Source organism: Streptomyces sp. NPDC047079 (assembly GCF_040643755.1).
Lineage (GTDB): Bacteria > Actinomycetota > Actinomycetes > Streptomycetales > Streptomycetaceae > Streptomyces.
Genome location: NZ_JBEYUZ010000005.1, coordinates 89,950 through 104,021, shown reverse-complemented (window position 1 = coordinate 104,021; position 14,072 = coordinate 89,950). Strand labels below are relative to the sequence as shown.

At 69.7% G+C, this 14,072-nt stretch carries 17 protein-coding genes and 1 pseudogene; 8 read left to right on the top strand and 10 right to left on the bottom strand.

The genetic code is table 11. From position 1 onward, the window contains the following. Positions 1 to 28 precede the first annotated feature (28 nt). From ABZ823_RS09640 to ABZ823_RS09630, 3 genes are all read right to left on the bottom strand, one after another. Entirely contained in the window at positions 29 to 175 is a 147-nt protein-coding gene (locus ABZ823_RS09640; RefSeq protein ID WP_361656160.1) for a hypothetical protein, read from the bottom strand. Positions 176 to 186: 11 nt separating this feature from the next. Further along, positions 187 to 630, bottom strand: a complete 444-nt coding sequence (locus ABZ823_RS09635) for a hypothetical protein (protein ID WP_361656158.1) — start codon at positions 628 to 630, stop codon at positions 187 to 189. A gap of 464 nt (positions 631 to 1,094) precedes the next feature. Then, positions 1,095 to 1,688, bottom strand: coding sequence for a TetR-like C-terminal domain-containing protein (locus tag ABZ823_RS09630; RefSeq protein ID WP_361656155.1), 594 nt, complete (start codon positions 1,686 to 1,688; stop codon positions 1,095 to 1,097). 105 nt (positions 1,689 to 1,793) lie between these two features. Here ABZ823_RS09630 and ABZ823_RS09625 point away from each other — a divergent pair, with 105 nt between their 5' ends. After that, positions 1,794 to 2,576, top strand: a complete 783-nt coding sequence (locus ABZ823_RS09625) for an SDR family oxidoreductase (RefSeq protein ID WP_361656152.1) — start codon at positions 1,794 to 1,796, stop codon at positions 2,574 to 2,576. Positions 2,577 to 2,672: 96 nt separating this feature from the next. Beyond that, on the top strand, positions 2,673 to 2,822 hold the full coding sequence (locus ABZ823_RS09620) for a hypothetical protein (protein WP_361656149.1): 150 nt from the start codon (positions 2,673 to 2,675) through the stop codon (positions 2,820 to 2,822). Between the two features lie 122 nt (positions 2,823 to 2,944). On the opposite strand, the gene ABZ823_RS09615 is transcribed toward ABZ823_RS09620, so the two are convergent. Next, positions 2,945 to 3,982, bottom strand: coding sequence for an alpha/beta hydrolase (locus ABZ823_RS09615; protein WP_361656146.1), 1,038 nt, complete (start codon positions 3,980 to 3,982; stop codon positions 2,945 to 2,947). Between the two features lie 337 nt (positions 3,983 to 4,319). Continuing rightward, positions 4,320 to 4,811, bottom strand: a complete 492-nt coding sequence (locus ABZ823_RS09610) for a helix-turn-helix domain-containing protein (protein ID WP_361656143.1) — start codon at positions 4,809 to 4,811, stop codon at positions 4,320 to 4,322. Between the two features lie 106 nt (positions 4,812 to 4,917). Here ABZ823_RS09610 and ABZ823_RS09605 point away from each other — a divergent pair, with 106 nt between their 5' ends. Both ABZ823_RS09605 and ABZ823_RS09600 read left to right on the top strand, forming a co-directional pair. Beyond that, complete coding sequence (locus ABZ823_RS09605; protein ID WP_361656140.1) at positions 4,918 to 5,616, top strand: SDR family oxidoreductase; 699 nt, start codon at positions 4,918 to 4,920, stop codon at positions 5,614 to 5,616. Between the two features lie 12 nt (positions 5,617 to 5,628). Further along, positions 5,629 to 7,224: an MFS transporter gene (locus ABZ823_RS09600; protein ID WP_361656137.1), complete on the top strand. Its 1,596-nt coding sequence runs from the start codon at positions 5,629 to 5,631 to the stop codon at positions 7,222 to 7,224. Positions 7,225 to 7,736: 512 nt separating this feature from the next. On the opposite strand, the gene ABZ823_RS09595 is transcribed toward ABZ823_RS09600, so the two are convergent. Further along, a complete protein-coding gene (locus tag ABZ823_RS09595; protein ID WP_361656134.1) occupies positions 7,737 to 8,357 on the bottom strand; it encodes an MBL fold metallo-hydrolase in 621 nt (206 codons plus the stop codon). Between ABZ823_RS09595 and ABZ823_RS09590 the strand changes: the two are divergent. Beyond that, positions 8,271 to 8,648, top strand: a pseudogene (locus ABZ823_RS09590) (methylated-DNA--[protein]-cysteine S-methyltransferase); the annotation flags it as partial. The gene ABZ823_RS09595 and the pseudogene ABZ823_RS09590 sit on opposite strands and share 87 nt — an antisense overlap. 84 nt (positions 8,649 to 8,732) lie before the next feature. Beyond that, complete coding sequence (locus ABZ823_RS09585; RefSeq protein ID WP_361656131.1) at positions 8,733 to 9,464, top strand: 2OG-Fe(II) oxygenase; 732 nt, start codon at positions 8,733 to 8,735, stop codon at positions 9,462 to 9,464. A 97-nt stretch (positions 9,465 to 9,561) separates the two neighbouring features. Here the strand turns inward: ABZ823_RS09585 and ABZ823_RS09580 are convergent, their stop codons facing one another. Next, positions 9,562 to 9,867: a hypothetical protein gene (locus ABZ823_RS09580; protein WP_361656128.1), complete on the bottom strand. Its 306-nt coding sequence runs from the start codon at positions 9,865 to 9,867 to the stop codon at positions 9,562 to 9,564. 201 nt (positions 9,868 to 10,068) lie between these two features. Further along, on the bottom strand, positions 10,069 to 10,881 hold the full coding sequence (locus tag ABZ823_RS09575; protein ID WP_361656126.1) for a TetR/AcrR family transcriptional regulator: 813 nt from the start codon (positions 10,879 to 10,881) through the stop codon (positions 10,069 to 10,071). 89 nt (positions 10,882 to 10,970) lie between these two features. Here ABZ823_RS09575 and ABZ823_RS09570 point away from each other — a divergent pair, with 89 nt between their 5' ends. Continuing rightward, on the top strand, positions 10,971 to 11,360 hold the full coding sequence (locus tag ABZ823_RS09570) for a VOC family protein (protein WP_361656124.1): 390 nt from the start codon (positions 10,971 to 10,973) through the stop codon (positions 11,358 to 11,360). Between the two features lie 110 nt (positions 11,361 to 11,470). Here ABZ823_RS09570 and ABZ823_RS09565 read toward each other — a convergent pair whose 3' ends face one another. Together ABZ823_RS09565 and ABZ823_RS09560 are read right to left on the bottom strand one after the other, a co-directional pair. Next, positions 11,471 to 11,788 carry a hypothetical protein gene (locus tag ABZ823_RS09565; protein ID WP_361656121.1) on the bottom strand — a complete coding sequence of 106 codons (318 nt, stop codon included), beginning with the start codon at positions 11,786 to 11,788 and terminating at the stop codon, positions 11,471 to 11,473. A 185-nt stretch (positions 11,789 to 11,973) separates the two neighbouring features. Beyond that, a complete protein-coding gene (locus tag ABZ823_RS09560; protein WP_361656118.1) occupies positions 11,974 to 12,348 on the bottom strand; it encodes a nuclear transport factor 2 family protein in 375 nt (124 codons plus the stop codon). A gap of 359 nt (positions 12,349 to 12,707) precedes the next feature. On the opposite strand from ABZ823_RS09560, the gene ABZ823_RS09555 reads away from it, so the two are divergent. Beyond that, on the top strand, positions 12,708 to 14,072 hold the full coding sequence (locus tag ABZ823_RS09555) for a TrpB-like pyridoxal phosphate-dependent enzyme (protein ID WP_361656116.1): 1,365 nt from the start codon (positions 12,708 to 12,710) through the stop codon (positions 14,070 to 14,072).

Genomic DNA, 14,072 nt, shown 5'->3' with positions numbered 1-14,072 from the left:
CGATCCGGTCGGGTCCCATGATCACCGCCTATGAGATCGGGCTGCTCACGCTGCTCACTGAGCCGTAGAGCGCCTGGAGCATGCCGGTGAGGACGTAACCGACACAGGACGCGGCCGCGGCCGGACGGCTGAAGAGCCGGCCGGCCGCGGGGGTCCTCAGGACTGTGTCCGTCACTTCGCTCGCGGTCAGGCCGAGCCGTCGTAGTAGAACGTCGTGGCGTTGCAGTTGAAATCCGCACCACTCGCGCCGTTGCGCAGACAGACCCGCAGCGTGTAGTTACCGCGGAACGGCTGGGGCAGGAAGCCGCTGGTCGCGCCGTCTTCTGAGCCACCGACACAGGAACCGCTTCCGCCCGCGGCGTGTCGCGTCACGCTCCAGGAGGTTCCGTCTTTGGACAAGCGGCCGACGGCGCGGTAACCGTCCGCGGTGCCCTTGTCGCAGACTCTGAGCCAGAAGTATTCACCTGTCAGGTAAGCGTTCGCGGTGCCGTACCCGCCTTTCGCCGACCGTTCCGAGTAGACGGTCTGGTCCGCGTACGCACTCGCCGGAGCTGCTGCGAGCAGTGTCAAGGCCAGACCGGTTGCGGCACCGCCGGCGGAGGCGGCCAAACGTGTAGTGCGCATGCTCACCCCTGGCTCATGAGGGAGACGGTCGGAAGCAGTCTGGCTGATCGTTACGCCTCGGGAGAGGCGAGTTTCGGTCTTCGTCCTACCGCCGCCACCAGGCCGACGCCCACGGGGACGGCCGCGGAAATGGCCGCACCGCCCGGTATAGGGCGCCGACTCGCCCCCGCAGGCAATCAGGAAGCCCGGCGTCGTAGTCAAGATCGCCGGAGGACGCGGAGCGTACGAGTTTCGTGCTAGGACGGCCAAGCGCAACGCTCACTGGTCAACTTGGACGCTCAGTCACGAATTCGGGTCGGGACGCCCGCCGCAAGCGGCTTGCACAGGCGGAGCCGCCGCGGTCGGCGTCGCCGTCCCCGCAGTCCGCTCAGCTCCTGCGCCCCTCCGGCAGCCGACGTCGCTCTGGCGGCTCCGGTCGTCTGGACCGGCCTACGCGTGCATGCGCAGGCCCGGCCAGGGCTTTGCGGCGCTCATGGGGAGGCCCGCAGGCCGGCCAGCAGCAGCTGGAGGGAGAGATCGGCGGCCTCGTCCAGAGGGGTGTCGTCGAGCAGCCCGCCGACGGCCAGGCTGGCCAGACCGTGCACGGTGGAGAACGCGACCTGGGCCAGCCGGACGGAATCACCGGTACGGACGACACCGCTCTCCTGTGCCTCGGCGATCACCCCGGCGGCGATCTCCAGGGCCTGGTGCCCGAGTTCGCGCAGTTCCTGGCCGGACCGCTCGTCGTGTTTCGCGGTGAACATCAGTTGCAGCAGCGCGGCGTGCTCGACCGCGAATCCCAAGTACGCCCGTCCGAGCGCGGTCAGCCGCTGTTCGACCGGCCCGGGATCCTCCGCGGCCGCCCGGAGACGCCTGTTGAGTTCGCTGAACCCATTGACCACCAGCGCGTCCAGCACGGCCTGGCGGTCGCGGAAGTGGCGGGTCGGTGCGGCATGACTGACGCCGAGGTCGCGGGCGAGACCGCGCAGAGAGAGCCCGACGGCTCCCGACTCGGTCAGCACGGCCTCGGCCCTTTCCAGCAAGGCGGCCCTCAGGTTGCCGTGATGGTAGGAGCCCTCGGGCACAGCACTCTCCTCGATGTTGGCGGTTGACTACAATGTTGTAGGTTGCCTACATTGATTATCCCGCATGTCGTGGCAGGGGAAGTGGAGCAACCGACGATGTCCAGCATGTCCTATCGAGGCACGACAGCCCTGATCACCGGTGCCAGTGCCGGCCTGGGCGAGGAGTTCGCCCGCCAGTGGGCCGAGCGAGGCGCCGACGTCGTCCTCGTCGCTCGACGACTCGACCGGCTCCATGAGCTCGCCGCCGACCTGGAGAAAAGCCATGGCGTCATCGCCACACCGATCGCTGCGGACCTCGCCCGACCGGGAGCGGGCGCGGCGCTGCGGGCGGATCTCGACGCGCGGGGCATCACCGTTCAGACGCTCATCAACAACGCGGGCTTCGGGAGCTACGGGGCGTTCCTGGAGCAGGACCCGGAGCAGATCGCCCGCATGGTCCAGCTCAACGTCGGGGCAGTAGCCGAGCTGTCTCGGGTCTTCCTGCCGGAGTTGGTGGCCGATGGCCGGGGCGCCCTGGTCACCGTGGCGAGCACCGCCGCCTACCAGCCCACCCCGGCCATGGCGGTCTACGGCGCCACCAAGGCGTTCGTGCTGAACCTGACCGAGGCTCTCGCCTACGAGACCCGCCGGTCCTCGCTGCGCGTCCTCGCGGTGTCGCCCGGGCCGGTCAGCACAGAATTCTTCGACGTGGTCGGTACCCGCGACGCGATGGTCGGGCGCGTCGCCACGCCCGTCGACGTGGTGACGGCGACCCGCCGTGCCCTGGAGCGCGGCAGCACCCCGCCGAGCGTGGTCGCCGGACTGGGCAATCGCCTGTCGGTGCTGGCGTCCAGGCTGGCGCCACGCCGAGTCGCCTTGGCCGTTGCGGGGCGTGCGCTCAAGGCCTGACCACCGTTTCCCCTTACGGGCACCTGGCGCATCCCCCGCCGAAGCGGAGCGGGAACCGACGACGGCCGACTGACCCGCTCCGCGGATCTGGCGGCCGTGGTCGAGTACTTCAGCACCGTCGGCCTCGACGTCGACGTCGCCGGGCTGCGACACGACTACCCCGAAGTCGGCTGGCACGCCCTCGCCGACTGGGCCGCCGCCCAGGACTGGCCCGCACTCCTGGCCCCGGCGCCCGCCCGGCGGTGAACTTCCTCGGCCGTGGCCGGGCGGCCCACAGACGCCGGCGGCGGCGCTGGGCCAGGATGCCCTTCCGCCAGGCATACCCCGTCGGCCGAGACGCCCGGCGGGCGCGGGATGCCTCTGCTGTCTCAGGAGCCGGAGGCCGGGGCCTCGGCAACCGTGCGGAGCCAGGCCGCCAGGAGGCCATTGACGTCGTCAGCGGCTTCCAGCTGGAGCCAGTGCCCCGCCTGGACACGGCGCTCGGTGAGCCGGTCACAGGTCGTCCGCATGCGGTGAAGGGCACGCGGGTTGGTCAGGTCCGCCACGGCGTCGTAGTCGGCCCCGACGAACAGCACGGGCATCTCCAGCCGCCCGTCGTTGACCGCCGCTTTCGCGTACGCCGCGTTCGCCTGGTGGTTGAGGTAGTAGCAGGTCGGTCCCCAGAAGCCGTTGGTCTCGAGGGCCTCGGTGAGTTCGGCGTGGTCCTGGGGCGAGAGAACGTCGGTGTCCAAGGGCAGATCAGGAGCCGCCGGAGCCCCACCGAACCAGCCGCCGTCGGAGGTGATGACCGAGGTGGGCGCAGGACGGCTGTGGACCGCCGGATCGCCTTTGCGGTACAGCGCTTTGACGGTGTTGCCAGGCTCGGCATCGAAGACCGCGGTGATCCGTTCGGGGTGCTGCTCGTAGGACACCATGTAGTCGAACTGCCCGTACGGATGCGTCGTTGCGGGGTAGCGCGCTCGGTCCACGGCCGAGACCAAGGCTTCGAGGCCGTACTCCAGGCCGCCGAAGGGCACCGCGAGAGTGGCGGCAGCGGTGCACCGTTCGGGAAAGTGGGCGGCGATGTTCCACACGGTGGGGCTGCCCCAGTCGTGACCGATCCAGACCGCTTCGCCGAGCCCGAGGTGGTCCAGCAGGGCGATCATGTCGTCGACGATGAGCTCCTGCCGGTAGGCGGAAGGATCTGAGTGCACGGTCGACTGTCCGTAGCCACGCAGGTCGGGGGCGACGACGTGGTAGCCGAGGGCGGCGAAGTGGGCCATTTGGTGCCGCCAGGTCCAGGCGAGCGCGGGCCAGCCGTGAACGAAGATCAGGGGTGGTCCGTCGAGCGGTCCTGCTGACAGGTGGGCCAGGACCTGACGGGGCCTGTGAAGGGTCCTCCGCTCGGGATGAAAGTCGTGCGTCAAGGAAGCGCTCCGTTCGGCACCGAGTTCTGACAGCTTCGCGGACGGTTTGCCGGTGGCCGGTGGCCGGTGGCCGGTGGCGGGTGTCGTGGTGGCCTTCGGCCGGACGCCGGTGGCCGGTGGCGTGGTGGCCTTCGGCCGGACGCCGGTGACTGGACGCCCATTGCCGTTCATTGGTCGCCGGTCACCGTTCACTGGTCGCCGGTCACTGCTCGCCGGTCACTGGTCACTCGTCTCCAATGATGGACTTGTCCTCGTAGGACTTCGTGGTGCGGGCGCGAACGGGTCGTGCCCGCCGGGGAGCGCCGGCTGCCCGGCGGTGCCGGCCGTCACGGCCGGGTCAGGCGCTCTCCGGGCCGGTGCGGATAAGGCCGGGGCCGCGGTCGACGACCGAGTCCCCGTACGGGACGTCGTGGCCGTTGTCGCACCGGAGCACCGCGTGCACCGGGGCGCCGCACTCCTTGTGGCGTACGACCACCGGGGGACCCTGTTCGTCCGTGGCCCAGGTGTCGCCCCACTGCCGCAGCGCCACGAGCACGGGCAGGAAATCGCGGCCCTTCTCGGTGAGTTGGTAGGCGTACCGGGTTCGCTGGCCGGGCTCCTGATAGGGGACGCGTTCCAGGAGCCCCGCGGCGGTCAGTTCCTTCAGACGCGTGGCGGCGGCGGGTTCGCCGATGCCCACACGCCGGGCGAAGTCGTCGAACCGGCGAGTGCCGAAAAACGCCTCGCGCAGGATCAGCAGCGCCGTTCTGGTGCCGACGATCTCGAGCGTGCGGGCGATGGAGCAGTTGGTCATCGACCAGGTGTCGCGTTCCGTCAGCAGGTCGGTCATGCTCCAAGCCTAACCTGACTTGCCTCATCCATAGCCAGAAGGTAGCGTCGCACCTGACTTTTGAAGTCATTAGTCAGCAGGGGGTATGCGCCCCGGAGGGGAAATCATGGACATCAGCACCGCAACCGCCCTGGTCACCGGAGCCAACCGCGGCCTCGGCAGGGCGCTGGCACAGGAACTGCTCGCCCGCGGCGCCACCGTGTACGCCGCAGCGCGACGGCCGGACCAAATCGATCTGCCCGGCGTGAAGGCGATCCGGCTCGATGTCACCGACCCCGCCTCCGTCGCCGCGGCGGCCGACGAGGCCCGTGACGTCAACGTGCTGATCAACAACGCCGGGACCTCGACAGGAGCCGATCTGCTGACGGGCAGCTGGGAGGACCTCCGCCTGGAGATGGAGACGCACTACCTGGGCACCCTTCGGGTGATCAGGGAATTCGCCCCGGTGATCGAGGCGCGGGGCGGCGGGTCGATCCTGAACATCCTCTCGGTGCTGTCGTGGGTGAGCCTCCCCACCACCGGCGCCTACTCCGCCGCCAAGGCCGCGCAGTGGAACATGACCAACGCCCTGCGCCAGCAACTGGCACCGAAGGGCATCACCGTCGCCGGACTCCACGTCGGCTACATGGACACCGACATGGCCCGCCACGTGACGGGGTCCAAGAGCGACCCGGCGGACGTCGCCCGCGCGGCCGTGGACGGCATCGCCGCCGGCGCCCACGAGATCGTCGTCGACGACCTCAGCCGCCAGGTGCAGGCCGGTCTCTCCGGTGGCGTCGCCGCCCTCTACCCGCAGCTCGGCTGAGAAGAGGACGGCGTGCCCTCCACTCCTCCCTCCGCCGCGACGCGACGGTTGGGCCCGCTCAGACGCGAGGCCGCCGAGCACACCGGCAACCGGCTCTCCCCGCGTGAGCCCTCCCGGCTCGCCCCGGCTGTCACGCTCGTCGCGATGTGCCTCGGCGCCATGACGACCTTCCTGCTGATCACCGCGTCCGTTTCGGCTCTGTCGGCCATCCAGGACGATCTGCACGTCTCCCCGACCGGGCTGGTCTGGATACCCTCCGCGTACACCCTGCTCGTAGCGAGCCTCGTGATGTCCGCGGGCACCATCGGCGACCTCTACGGACGCAAGCGGACCTTCCTCGCCGGCGCCGTGGTCATGATCCTCGGATCGATCACCGTCTATGCCGCGAGCTCGGCGGGAGGCGTCATCGCCGGGCAGCTCGTCTCCGGCCTCGGCGGGGCGCTCATCCTGCCCAACAGCCTCGCCCTCCTCGGTGCCGCCTTCCCCGACCCCCACCGGCGCACCGAAGTCGTGACCGCCTGGGCCGCGTCGTCCGGCATAGGACTCGCCGTCGGCCCCCTGATCGCCGGTGCACTGCTGGACCACTTCCACTGGAACAGCGTCTTCCTGTCGACCGCCGTCCTCGCCGTGGTCACCCTGGTGGTCGGCGCCTTCGTCGCCGAGTCACGCAGCCCAGGCGGCAGGCTCGACATCCCGGGCCAGCTCTCGGCCGTCCTCGGCATCGCCGCCCTCGTCTACGCCCTTATCGAGGGCGGAAGCGACGGCTACACCAGCGCGCGCATCCTCGCCGCATGGTTCGTCGCAGCCGCGGCCCTCACGGGCTTCGTCCTCGTCGAGCGCGCCGGCACAGCGCCGCTGCTCGACCTGAGCCTGTTCCGCTCGGCCTCGTTCAGCGCGGTGATGTTCGTGGCGGCCGTCTCCCTGTTCGGATTCACCGGCGTCGCGATCCTGTCGGTGCTCTACTACGAGCGCGTCCAGCAGCTGAGCGCGCTGGATGTGGGATGGCGCCTGCTGGCCTTCTTCGGCATCTACGTCATCGTCGCGTACGGCACCGGACGCCTCATCCGCCGTACCGGCTTCAAGCTGCCCCTGACCCTGGGCCTCCTCCTGGGTGCGGCCGCCGCCGCCGGATTCACCACCCTCGACCCGACCACCCCCTACACCCGGGTGTGGTGGCTGTACGTGCTCTTCGGTGCCGCGAGCGGCATGGTGGCCGCACCCAGCACGGCCGCGGCCTTGGTCAGTGTCTCGCACGAACGTGCGGGCATGGCCTCCGCGGCCGTCAACGCCTTCCGCCAGATCGGATCCGTCATGGGCTCCTCCCTGCTCGGCGCCCTGCTCACCAGTCGGCTGGAGTCGCAACTGCCGGCCCGGCTCGGCGACCACCACGTCCCTCGCGCCGCCTGGCCTGCCGTCGAACACGCAGTCTCCACCGGCTCCGGCGGGGGAGCGGCTCCACCGAATGTGACCGCTGCGGTGGCCGATGCCTTCACCTCGGGGGTCCGCGCCGGTATGACCGTCATCGCCGTGGTGTTCCTGTGCGCAGCCCTCGCCGGGGCCTTCCTGGTACACAACCGACCGCATCGCACCGCGGCCGCGACGAACTGACTCCACACACAAGCCGAATCGGCACAAGGGGAGGGGTTCCCGGCCCGGCCGGGAACCCGGCCCGGCCGCGACCACGGCCGGAGCCCTCCCGTCCCACCGCGGTACGCGCGGAGAAGGTCAGGACACTGCCCTTCGCGCACCGAGGTGCCGGGCGCGTCGTGGCCCTCGCCCGGCACCGTCGCCTTACCCGAGGCAAGGGCGCCGACGGGCAACGACCATGGCCGCATCACGGCCGTCGCCCCTCCCTGCCGGCGTCCGACGCTGTCGGCGTGGTGCGCTATGCTGGATCTTGAGCACGCCGCTCAACTACGAGCGCGGTGCCGCGCGTTGGTGGTCCAAGGAAAGACGCCCCGCTTCCTGCGGGGAGATGCAGGTGCAAGGCCTGCCCGGCGCTCCACAGGGCCCGTCCCCGGAATGGGGGACGGGCCCTTCGACGCGTGCCCACGCCGCGCTCTCCACCATGTCGACTCCGCCCATGACGGCCGCGGATCAGGTGCCGGGGCACACGCCGATCAGTCGTGAAAGCACAGGATGAAGTCGCGAAAGGGATGTCGGCCGGGCCGGTTGCCGACCTCCGCGAGCGCCGCGCGGATCTCACGCAGGTGGTGAGGGGCCATCTGCAACGGAGGCTCGTCGGGCTGGTGAGTGGTGCGGATCGGGTAGTCCACACCCGGCTGCCGGGTCATTTCGATGTGGCAGCCGAGCACATGGGTAACCGGTCGGCGGTCGCAGAACTCGATCAGTCGATCGACGCTCAGGGCGAAGGCGGCCCGGTCCTGGATGTAAAGCCTGCCCGGGTAGACCGTGTCACCCGTGAGCAGAAAGCCGGTCCACGGGTCGTAGAAGGTCACCGCTGCTTCGTGATGGCCCGGGGTGGCCAGACACTCCAGCACCCGCCCGCCCAGATCCACCTGCGCCACGGCCCCGGGGTCCTCCGTGAACCCGAAGTACTCCCAGGCGCTGGCCAGATCCGCACCCACCACCGTGGTGGCCGGACGGTCCGCGAACTGGGCGTCGCCCGCGATGTGGTCACCGTGCGCATGGGTGTGCAGGACGGCTGGGTCGAGAAGCCGGAGGCGTTCACCGAGATCGTCGCCCAGCTGCGCTCGTACTTCGACGGCAAGCTGACCCACTTCGCCATCGAGTACGTCGACAGAGGCTCGGACTTCCAGCGGCGGGTGTGGACGGCACTGGAGGCCATCCCCTACGGCACCACTGTCACCTACGGAGACATCGCCCGGAAGATCGGCGCCCCGAGGGCCGCGGTACGAGCCGTGGGCACGGCGATCGGCGCCAACCCGCTGCTGGTCGTCCGTCCCTGCCACCGTGTGATCGGTGCCGGAGGCGCGCTGACCGGCTACGCCGGCGGCCTGGAGCGCAAGCAGCAGCTCCTGAGCCTGGAGCGCGTCCACCAGGCCGCCTGAACGACATCACCCCGGCTCCGCATCATCCTCTCGCACAGGCCGAGCCGGGACGGCACTCATCAACCATCCAAGGAATGCCTCATCATGAGCGAGACCACCCGGCTCGCGGGCCCCGTCGCCGACCGGATCGCCCGGCAGGACTGGGCGGCCCTGGCCGGCGAACTCGGTGAGCACGGCAACGCGCTCACCGGCCGGCTCCTCACCCGGGCCGAATGCCACCAGATCGCCGCCCTCTATGACAAGCCGGCCCACTTCCGTACCACCGTCGACATGGCCCGCCACCGCTTCGGCTCCGGCCAGTACCGCTACTTCACGCACGAACTGCCCCAGCCGGTGGGCGAGTTGCGAGAGGCCTTCTACCCCCGCCTGCTTCCCATCGCCCGGGACTGGGCCGGCAAGCTCGGCAAGCCCGCCCCCTGGCCGGATGCCCTCCAGGAGTGGCTGGAGCAGTGCCACGAGGCGGGGCAGACCAAGTCCGCACAGATCCTGCTGCGTTACGGCCCCGGCGACTGGAACGCCCTGCACCGGGACGTGTTCGGCGAGATGCTGTTCCCGCTCCAGGTCGTCATCGGTCTCGACGCGCCGGGTGTGGACTTCACCGGCGGCGAGTTCCTGATGACCGAGCAGCGACCGCGAGCACAGTCACGCGGCTCCTCCAGTACCCTGCCCCAGGGCCACGGCCTGGTCTTCACCACCCGGGACCGGCCGGTGGCGACCAGGCGGGGCTGGTCGAACGGGCCGATGCGGCACGGCGTGAGCACGGTCCGCACCGGCCGCCGACGCACCCTCGGTCTCGTCTTCCACGACGCCGCATGACACCCACCACCGCCGCATCACCGATCTGGAGACCTGGAGTTCCACCTGCAGGCCGCCGGAGCAGCCCGTCCTCCCGTCAGGGAATGCCGTGCCGCGCCTACCGGGCGGCGGGAGCGAACAGCGCCAGCTGGTCCGCGATCCAGGGGTCCGGTGCCGTCGGCCGCTTGGCAGCCGCGGAATCGAACAGTGCCAGCTGGTCCGCGATCCAGCGATCGGTGGGCCGGTGGTCGGTGCGGAGCTGGGAGGAGCGGTGGCCGGTGTCGGCCGTGGTGGTGGGAGCGGAGGTGTGGCCGCCCGCCTGGGGAGAGGCCGCCGCCGCGGCTCCGCCGGTGGCGAAGAGAGCCCCTGCGGCGATCACGCAGGAAATGCCGGCCGTGGCGATACGCTGCGTCAGCTTCTTCATGGTCTCCTCCTTGGCAGCCCTGTTGAAATCGAGCTGACTCGGTCGTGCGGCCACCCGAACGGACGGGAAAGATATCGCCGTCACCGTCCCGGCGAACCGGTCGGATGGTGCGCTTACCCCACTCAGTGCAGCCAACACACGGGCAGCGGAGATGAGTGATCCCGCGTGCCGGCGCGAGTGCGGCTCGAGGGGTTCCCCGACTCACGGGGCACCGGCGCCGCGCCCGTGCGGTGGCATGGACGCGTCCGTGCCGCGGCCTCGGTCGATGAGGGCGGCGAAGGCGTCGAGGGCGCGCTGCAGGCCGAAGGTGTAGGCGTGGTCGGGGTCGTAGGCGGTGCCGTGTGCGGCGCCTGCCGCCGCGCCGACCCGGACGGCTGTGGGGTAGGCGTCCTGGTCGAGTACCCGGGCGAGGAGGGGGGCGTTCGCCTCCCACCACTGCCGGTCGTTCATCGTGCTGTCGTGCTGGGCGGAGCGGGCGTCGGCGGCTGCGCGGGCGCACGCCCCCACGAAGGTGAGCAGATAGGTCAGGCAGTCGTCCATCTCGACGTCACTGAGACCCAGGCCGTCGAGCGCGGACAGCTCGTGCTCGTACTTCGCCATCAGCCCCGGTCCGAGCGGAGGCCTGGCGGTCGAGACGGTCGCGGCCCAAGGGTGCCGTTCGAAGAGGGCCTTGTTCTCCTCGGCGACGGCGGTGACGCGTCGGTACCACGGCTCTCCGGTGGTGTCCGTACGAGGCATGCGGGCGTAGGCGGCGTCGAGCATGAGGTCGAGGAGCTCGGCCTTGCCGGGGACATAGGTGTACAGCGTCATAGGCACCACGCCGAGTTCCTGGGCCACTCGGCGCATGGTGACCGAGTCCAGGCCTTCGGTGTCGGCGATTGCGGTGGCTGCTTCGACCACCGCGTCCACGCTCAGCCCGCGTCGCGGTCCTCGGCGGCGGTCAGCGCCGGAGTGGCGCCACAGCAGTTGCAGGGTACGGGCCGGGTCGCCCGCGCTCGTTCGTTCCGTCGGCACGGGGCAATCCTCTCGCACCCTATCTCTGTACGCTGTACTCTGTACGTCGTACGGAGATCGGTAGCGCGCGTCACCTCGAAGGAGTCCCAGTGAAGGTCACTTCCAGCGCCGTATCACTCAACGTCGACGACGTCCCCGCCTCCACCGCCTTCCTCGTGGAGCACTTCGGCTTCCGCGAGGAGATGACCGCGGACGGGTTCGCGTCCCTGACACGTGACGACGTCGGCATGAACGTCGTCTTTCTGCGGCGAGGGCTGGCGACCCTCCCCGCGGACCAGCGCGAGGAGCACGCCCGTGGTCTCATCCTCGCCTTCGTCGTCGACGATCTCGAAGGCGAGCTGGCACGCCTGCACGCCGAGGGGGTCGCGATCACCATGCCGCTCACCGAAGAGGAGTGGGGTGAACGCGCCTTCCAGGTCCGCGACCCCAACGGCGTCATCGTGCAGCTGGTCCACTGGAATGCGGCCGCCGGCCGCTGAGCCGGCCCCGCGAGGGGCCCGCGGGCGACCTGCCGAGCGCGTCGATCCGGACGACCTCCTCACGGCCGGCGTCGCCGCACCTCCTGGCCTGGGACGGAGTGGTGCGGACCTCAGATCTCGGAATCGATGCCGGTGATCACCGCCGGCCCCAGGGGCGCGCTGTTCTCGTCCAGCCCAACGGCGCGCAGAGCGGAGCCCGCGAGGTTCCGGGCGTCCCGTTCTGCGTGCGGTCCGCTGTCCGCCTCCACGGTGAGGCGGATGGTGAAAGTGTCGTCCTCGTTGACGGTGAGGACGTCCAGATCCTCCTCGTTCCCCGCCTGGGTACGGTGCGGATCAGCCGGACGCAGCGCTCGGACCAGTTCATCCCTTCGACTGGCTCCGATCGTGTCGGTGAAGGTGCCCGGCACGCTGATCACGTACGTCGTCATGTCAGTCCTTCCCTCGGATACCACGTCGGGTACCCCGGTTTCCCGGCCGGTCAGCGTGTGCAGCGCTCCCCGCTGCGTCGGCCTGTCGCCCGTCCCGGCGCGGGATGGGCCCCTGCCGGGTGCCAGGTGGGCTTCCTCACCCCGCCTCGGCCTCCTCGCCTCCCGGCCCGCCGTGGGGCTTCCCGCTACCGCTTGGCCGTGGCCTGATAGGCGAGGAATTTCCAGGTGCCGTCGACCCGGGACCATACGGCGATCGAGCGGTTCCCCAATTGTCGGCGGACACCCCCTGCGGTCATATCGGCGAGCATCTCACCGATGACGACGGCGGTGTCCCCGACAATCGAGATCCTCTCGATAGGGTGATCGATCCGGTGGTAGACGTAGTAACCGTTCTCGCATTTCGCCAGATAGGAATCGAGCGTGTCCAGGCTTCCGCTGGAGTGGGTGTAGGCGAGGTCGGGATGGGCCAGTTCGGCAAAGCTGTCGAAATCACCCGCCGTCATGGCGCCGAAACGGCGTTCTTCCAGTTCACGGATGATTTCTGCGTCATCTGCGGTCATGCCCTTGTCCTCCACGGTCTTCGTGCGGTCTGCTGCTTCTTCGCACGGGTCTGCCACGTCATCGCACGGGTCCGCACGGCGGCACGCGGTACCGCATGTCCCAGTTTCGCCGCAGTGGAGGCCCGGTGACCCGCCCCATCCGGTCGGAAGCGAGGGTTGGCTGAAAAAGCCCAGGTCTGTCAGGTCCGCTCCCCTCGCCTCCGCGGCAGGTGAGAAGTCGTGCGCCTTTCGGCCTAGTTCGATTTATGGAGAACTCAACCCGTCAAACAAGCAGAAAAGGCGAAGTTCGCCGCCTTTCCCAACTCATACGATGCTGGCGCATCCCCGACAAGTCCCGCGCTCGTTGAAGGGAAGTACCGGTGTTGAAGCGAGTCCTGCTCTCCGAGACCGACCTGCCCGACCGTTGGTACAACATCCTCCCCGATCTGCCCGCGACCCTCCCCGAAGCGCTCAACCCGGCAACGATGGCCCCGCTGAAGCCGGAGGACCTGGCTGCCCTGCTTCCACAGAAAGTCATCGAGCACGAGTTCACGCAGGAGCGCTGGGTGGAAATCCCGGAACGGGTGCGAGACGTCTACAAAATCTGGCGTCCCTCGCCGCTGGTCCGTGCGGGGCTTCTGGAGCGCGCGCTCGGCACACCGGCGCATATCTACTTCAAGTTCGAGGGCGTGTCCCCTTCGGGCTCCCACAAGCCGAACACCGCCGTCGTACAGGCCTATTACGCCGCCGAAGAAGGTGCCCGGCGGCTGACGACCGAGACCGGAGCGGGCCAGTGGGGCTCCGCCCTGTCGTTCGCCGGCGCGCTCTTCGGCCTCGAAGTGAACGTCTACATGGTCCGTGCGTCCTTCGAGCAGAAGCCCTATCGCAAGTCGCTCATGCAGAGCTGGGGCGCACAGGTCTACGCCTCGCCGACGCAGCGCACCAAGGCCGGGCGCGACATCCTGGCGGAGCACCCCGACTCGCCCGGCAGCATCGGCATCGCCATCAGTGAGGCGGTGGAGGACGCGCTCAGCCGCGACGACACCAAGTTCGCCCTCGGCTCCATCATGAACAACGTGTTGCTGCACCAGACCGTGATCGGTCTGGAGGCCAGGAAGCAGATGGAGATCATGGGCGAGTACCCCGACGTCGTGATCGGCTGCGTCGGGGGCGGCTCGAACTACGCCGGGCTCGCCTACCCCTTCCTGCGTGACCGGCTCAGTGGCGAACGCCCGCGCACCCGGTTCGTCGCCGCGGAGCCCGAAGCCTGCCCCACACTGACCCGGGGCAAGCTGGCGTACGACTACCCGGACACGGCGGGCCTGACCCCGCCGCTGTACATGTACACCCTGGGACACGACTTCATCCCCGGCTCCATCCACGCCGGTGGTCTGCGATACCACGGCGACGCCCCCAGCCTGTGCCTTCTGAAGGAGCACGGCCTGGTGGAAGCCCGGGCCTTCCCGCAGACCGAGGTCTTCGAGGCGGCGGTGCGCTTCGCGCGCAGCGAGGGCTTCGTCATCGCGCCCGAGTCGTCGCACGGGCTCAGGGCGGCGATCGTCGAGGCGCTGGCCGCGCGTGAGGCCGGGGAGGAAAGGGTGATCCTTTTCAACATCTCCGGACACGGCAACTTCGACCTCGCCGCCTTCGACTCCTTCCTGGCCGGGACACTGGAGAACCCGACGGTCACGGACGAGCAGATCGCGGCAAGCCTCGCCGGTCTCCCGTCGGCCGCATCGGCCTGA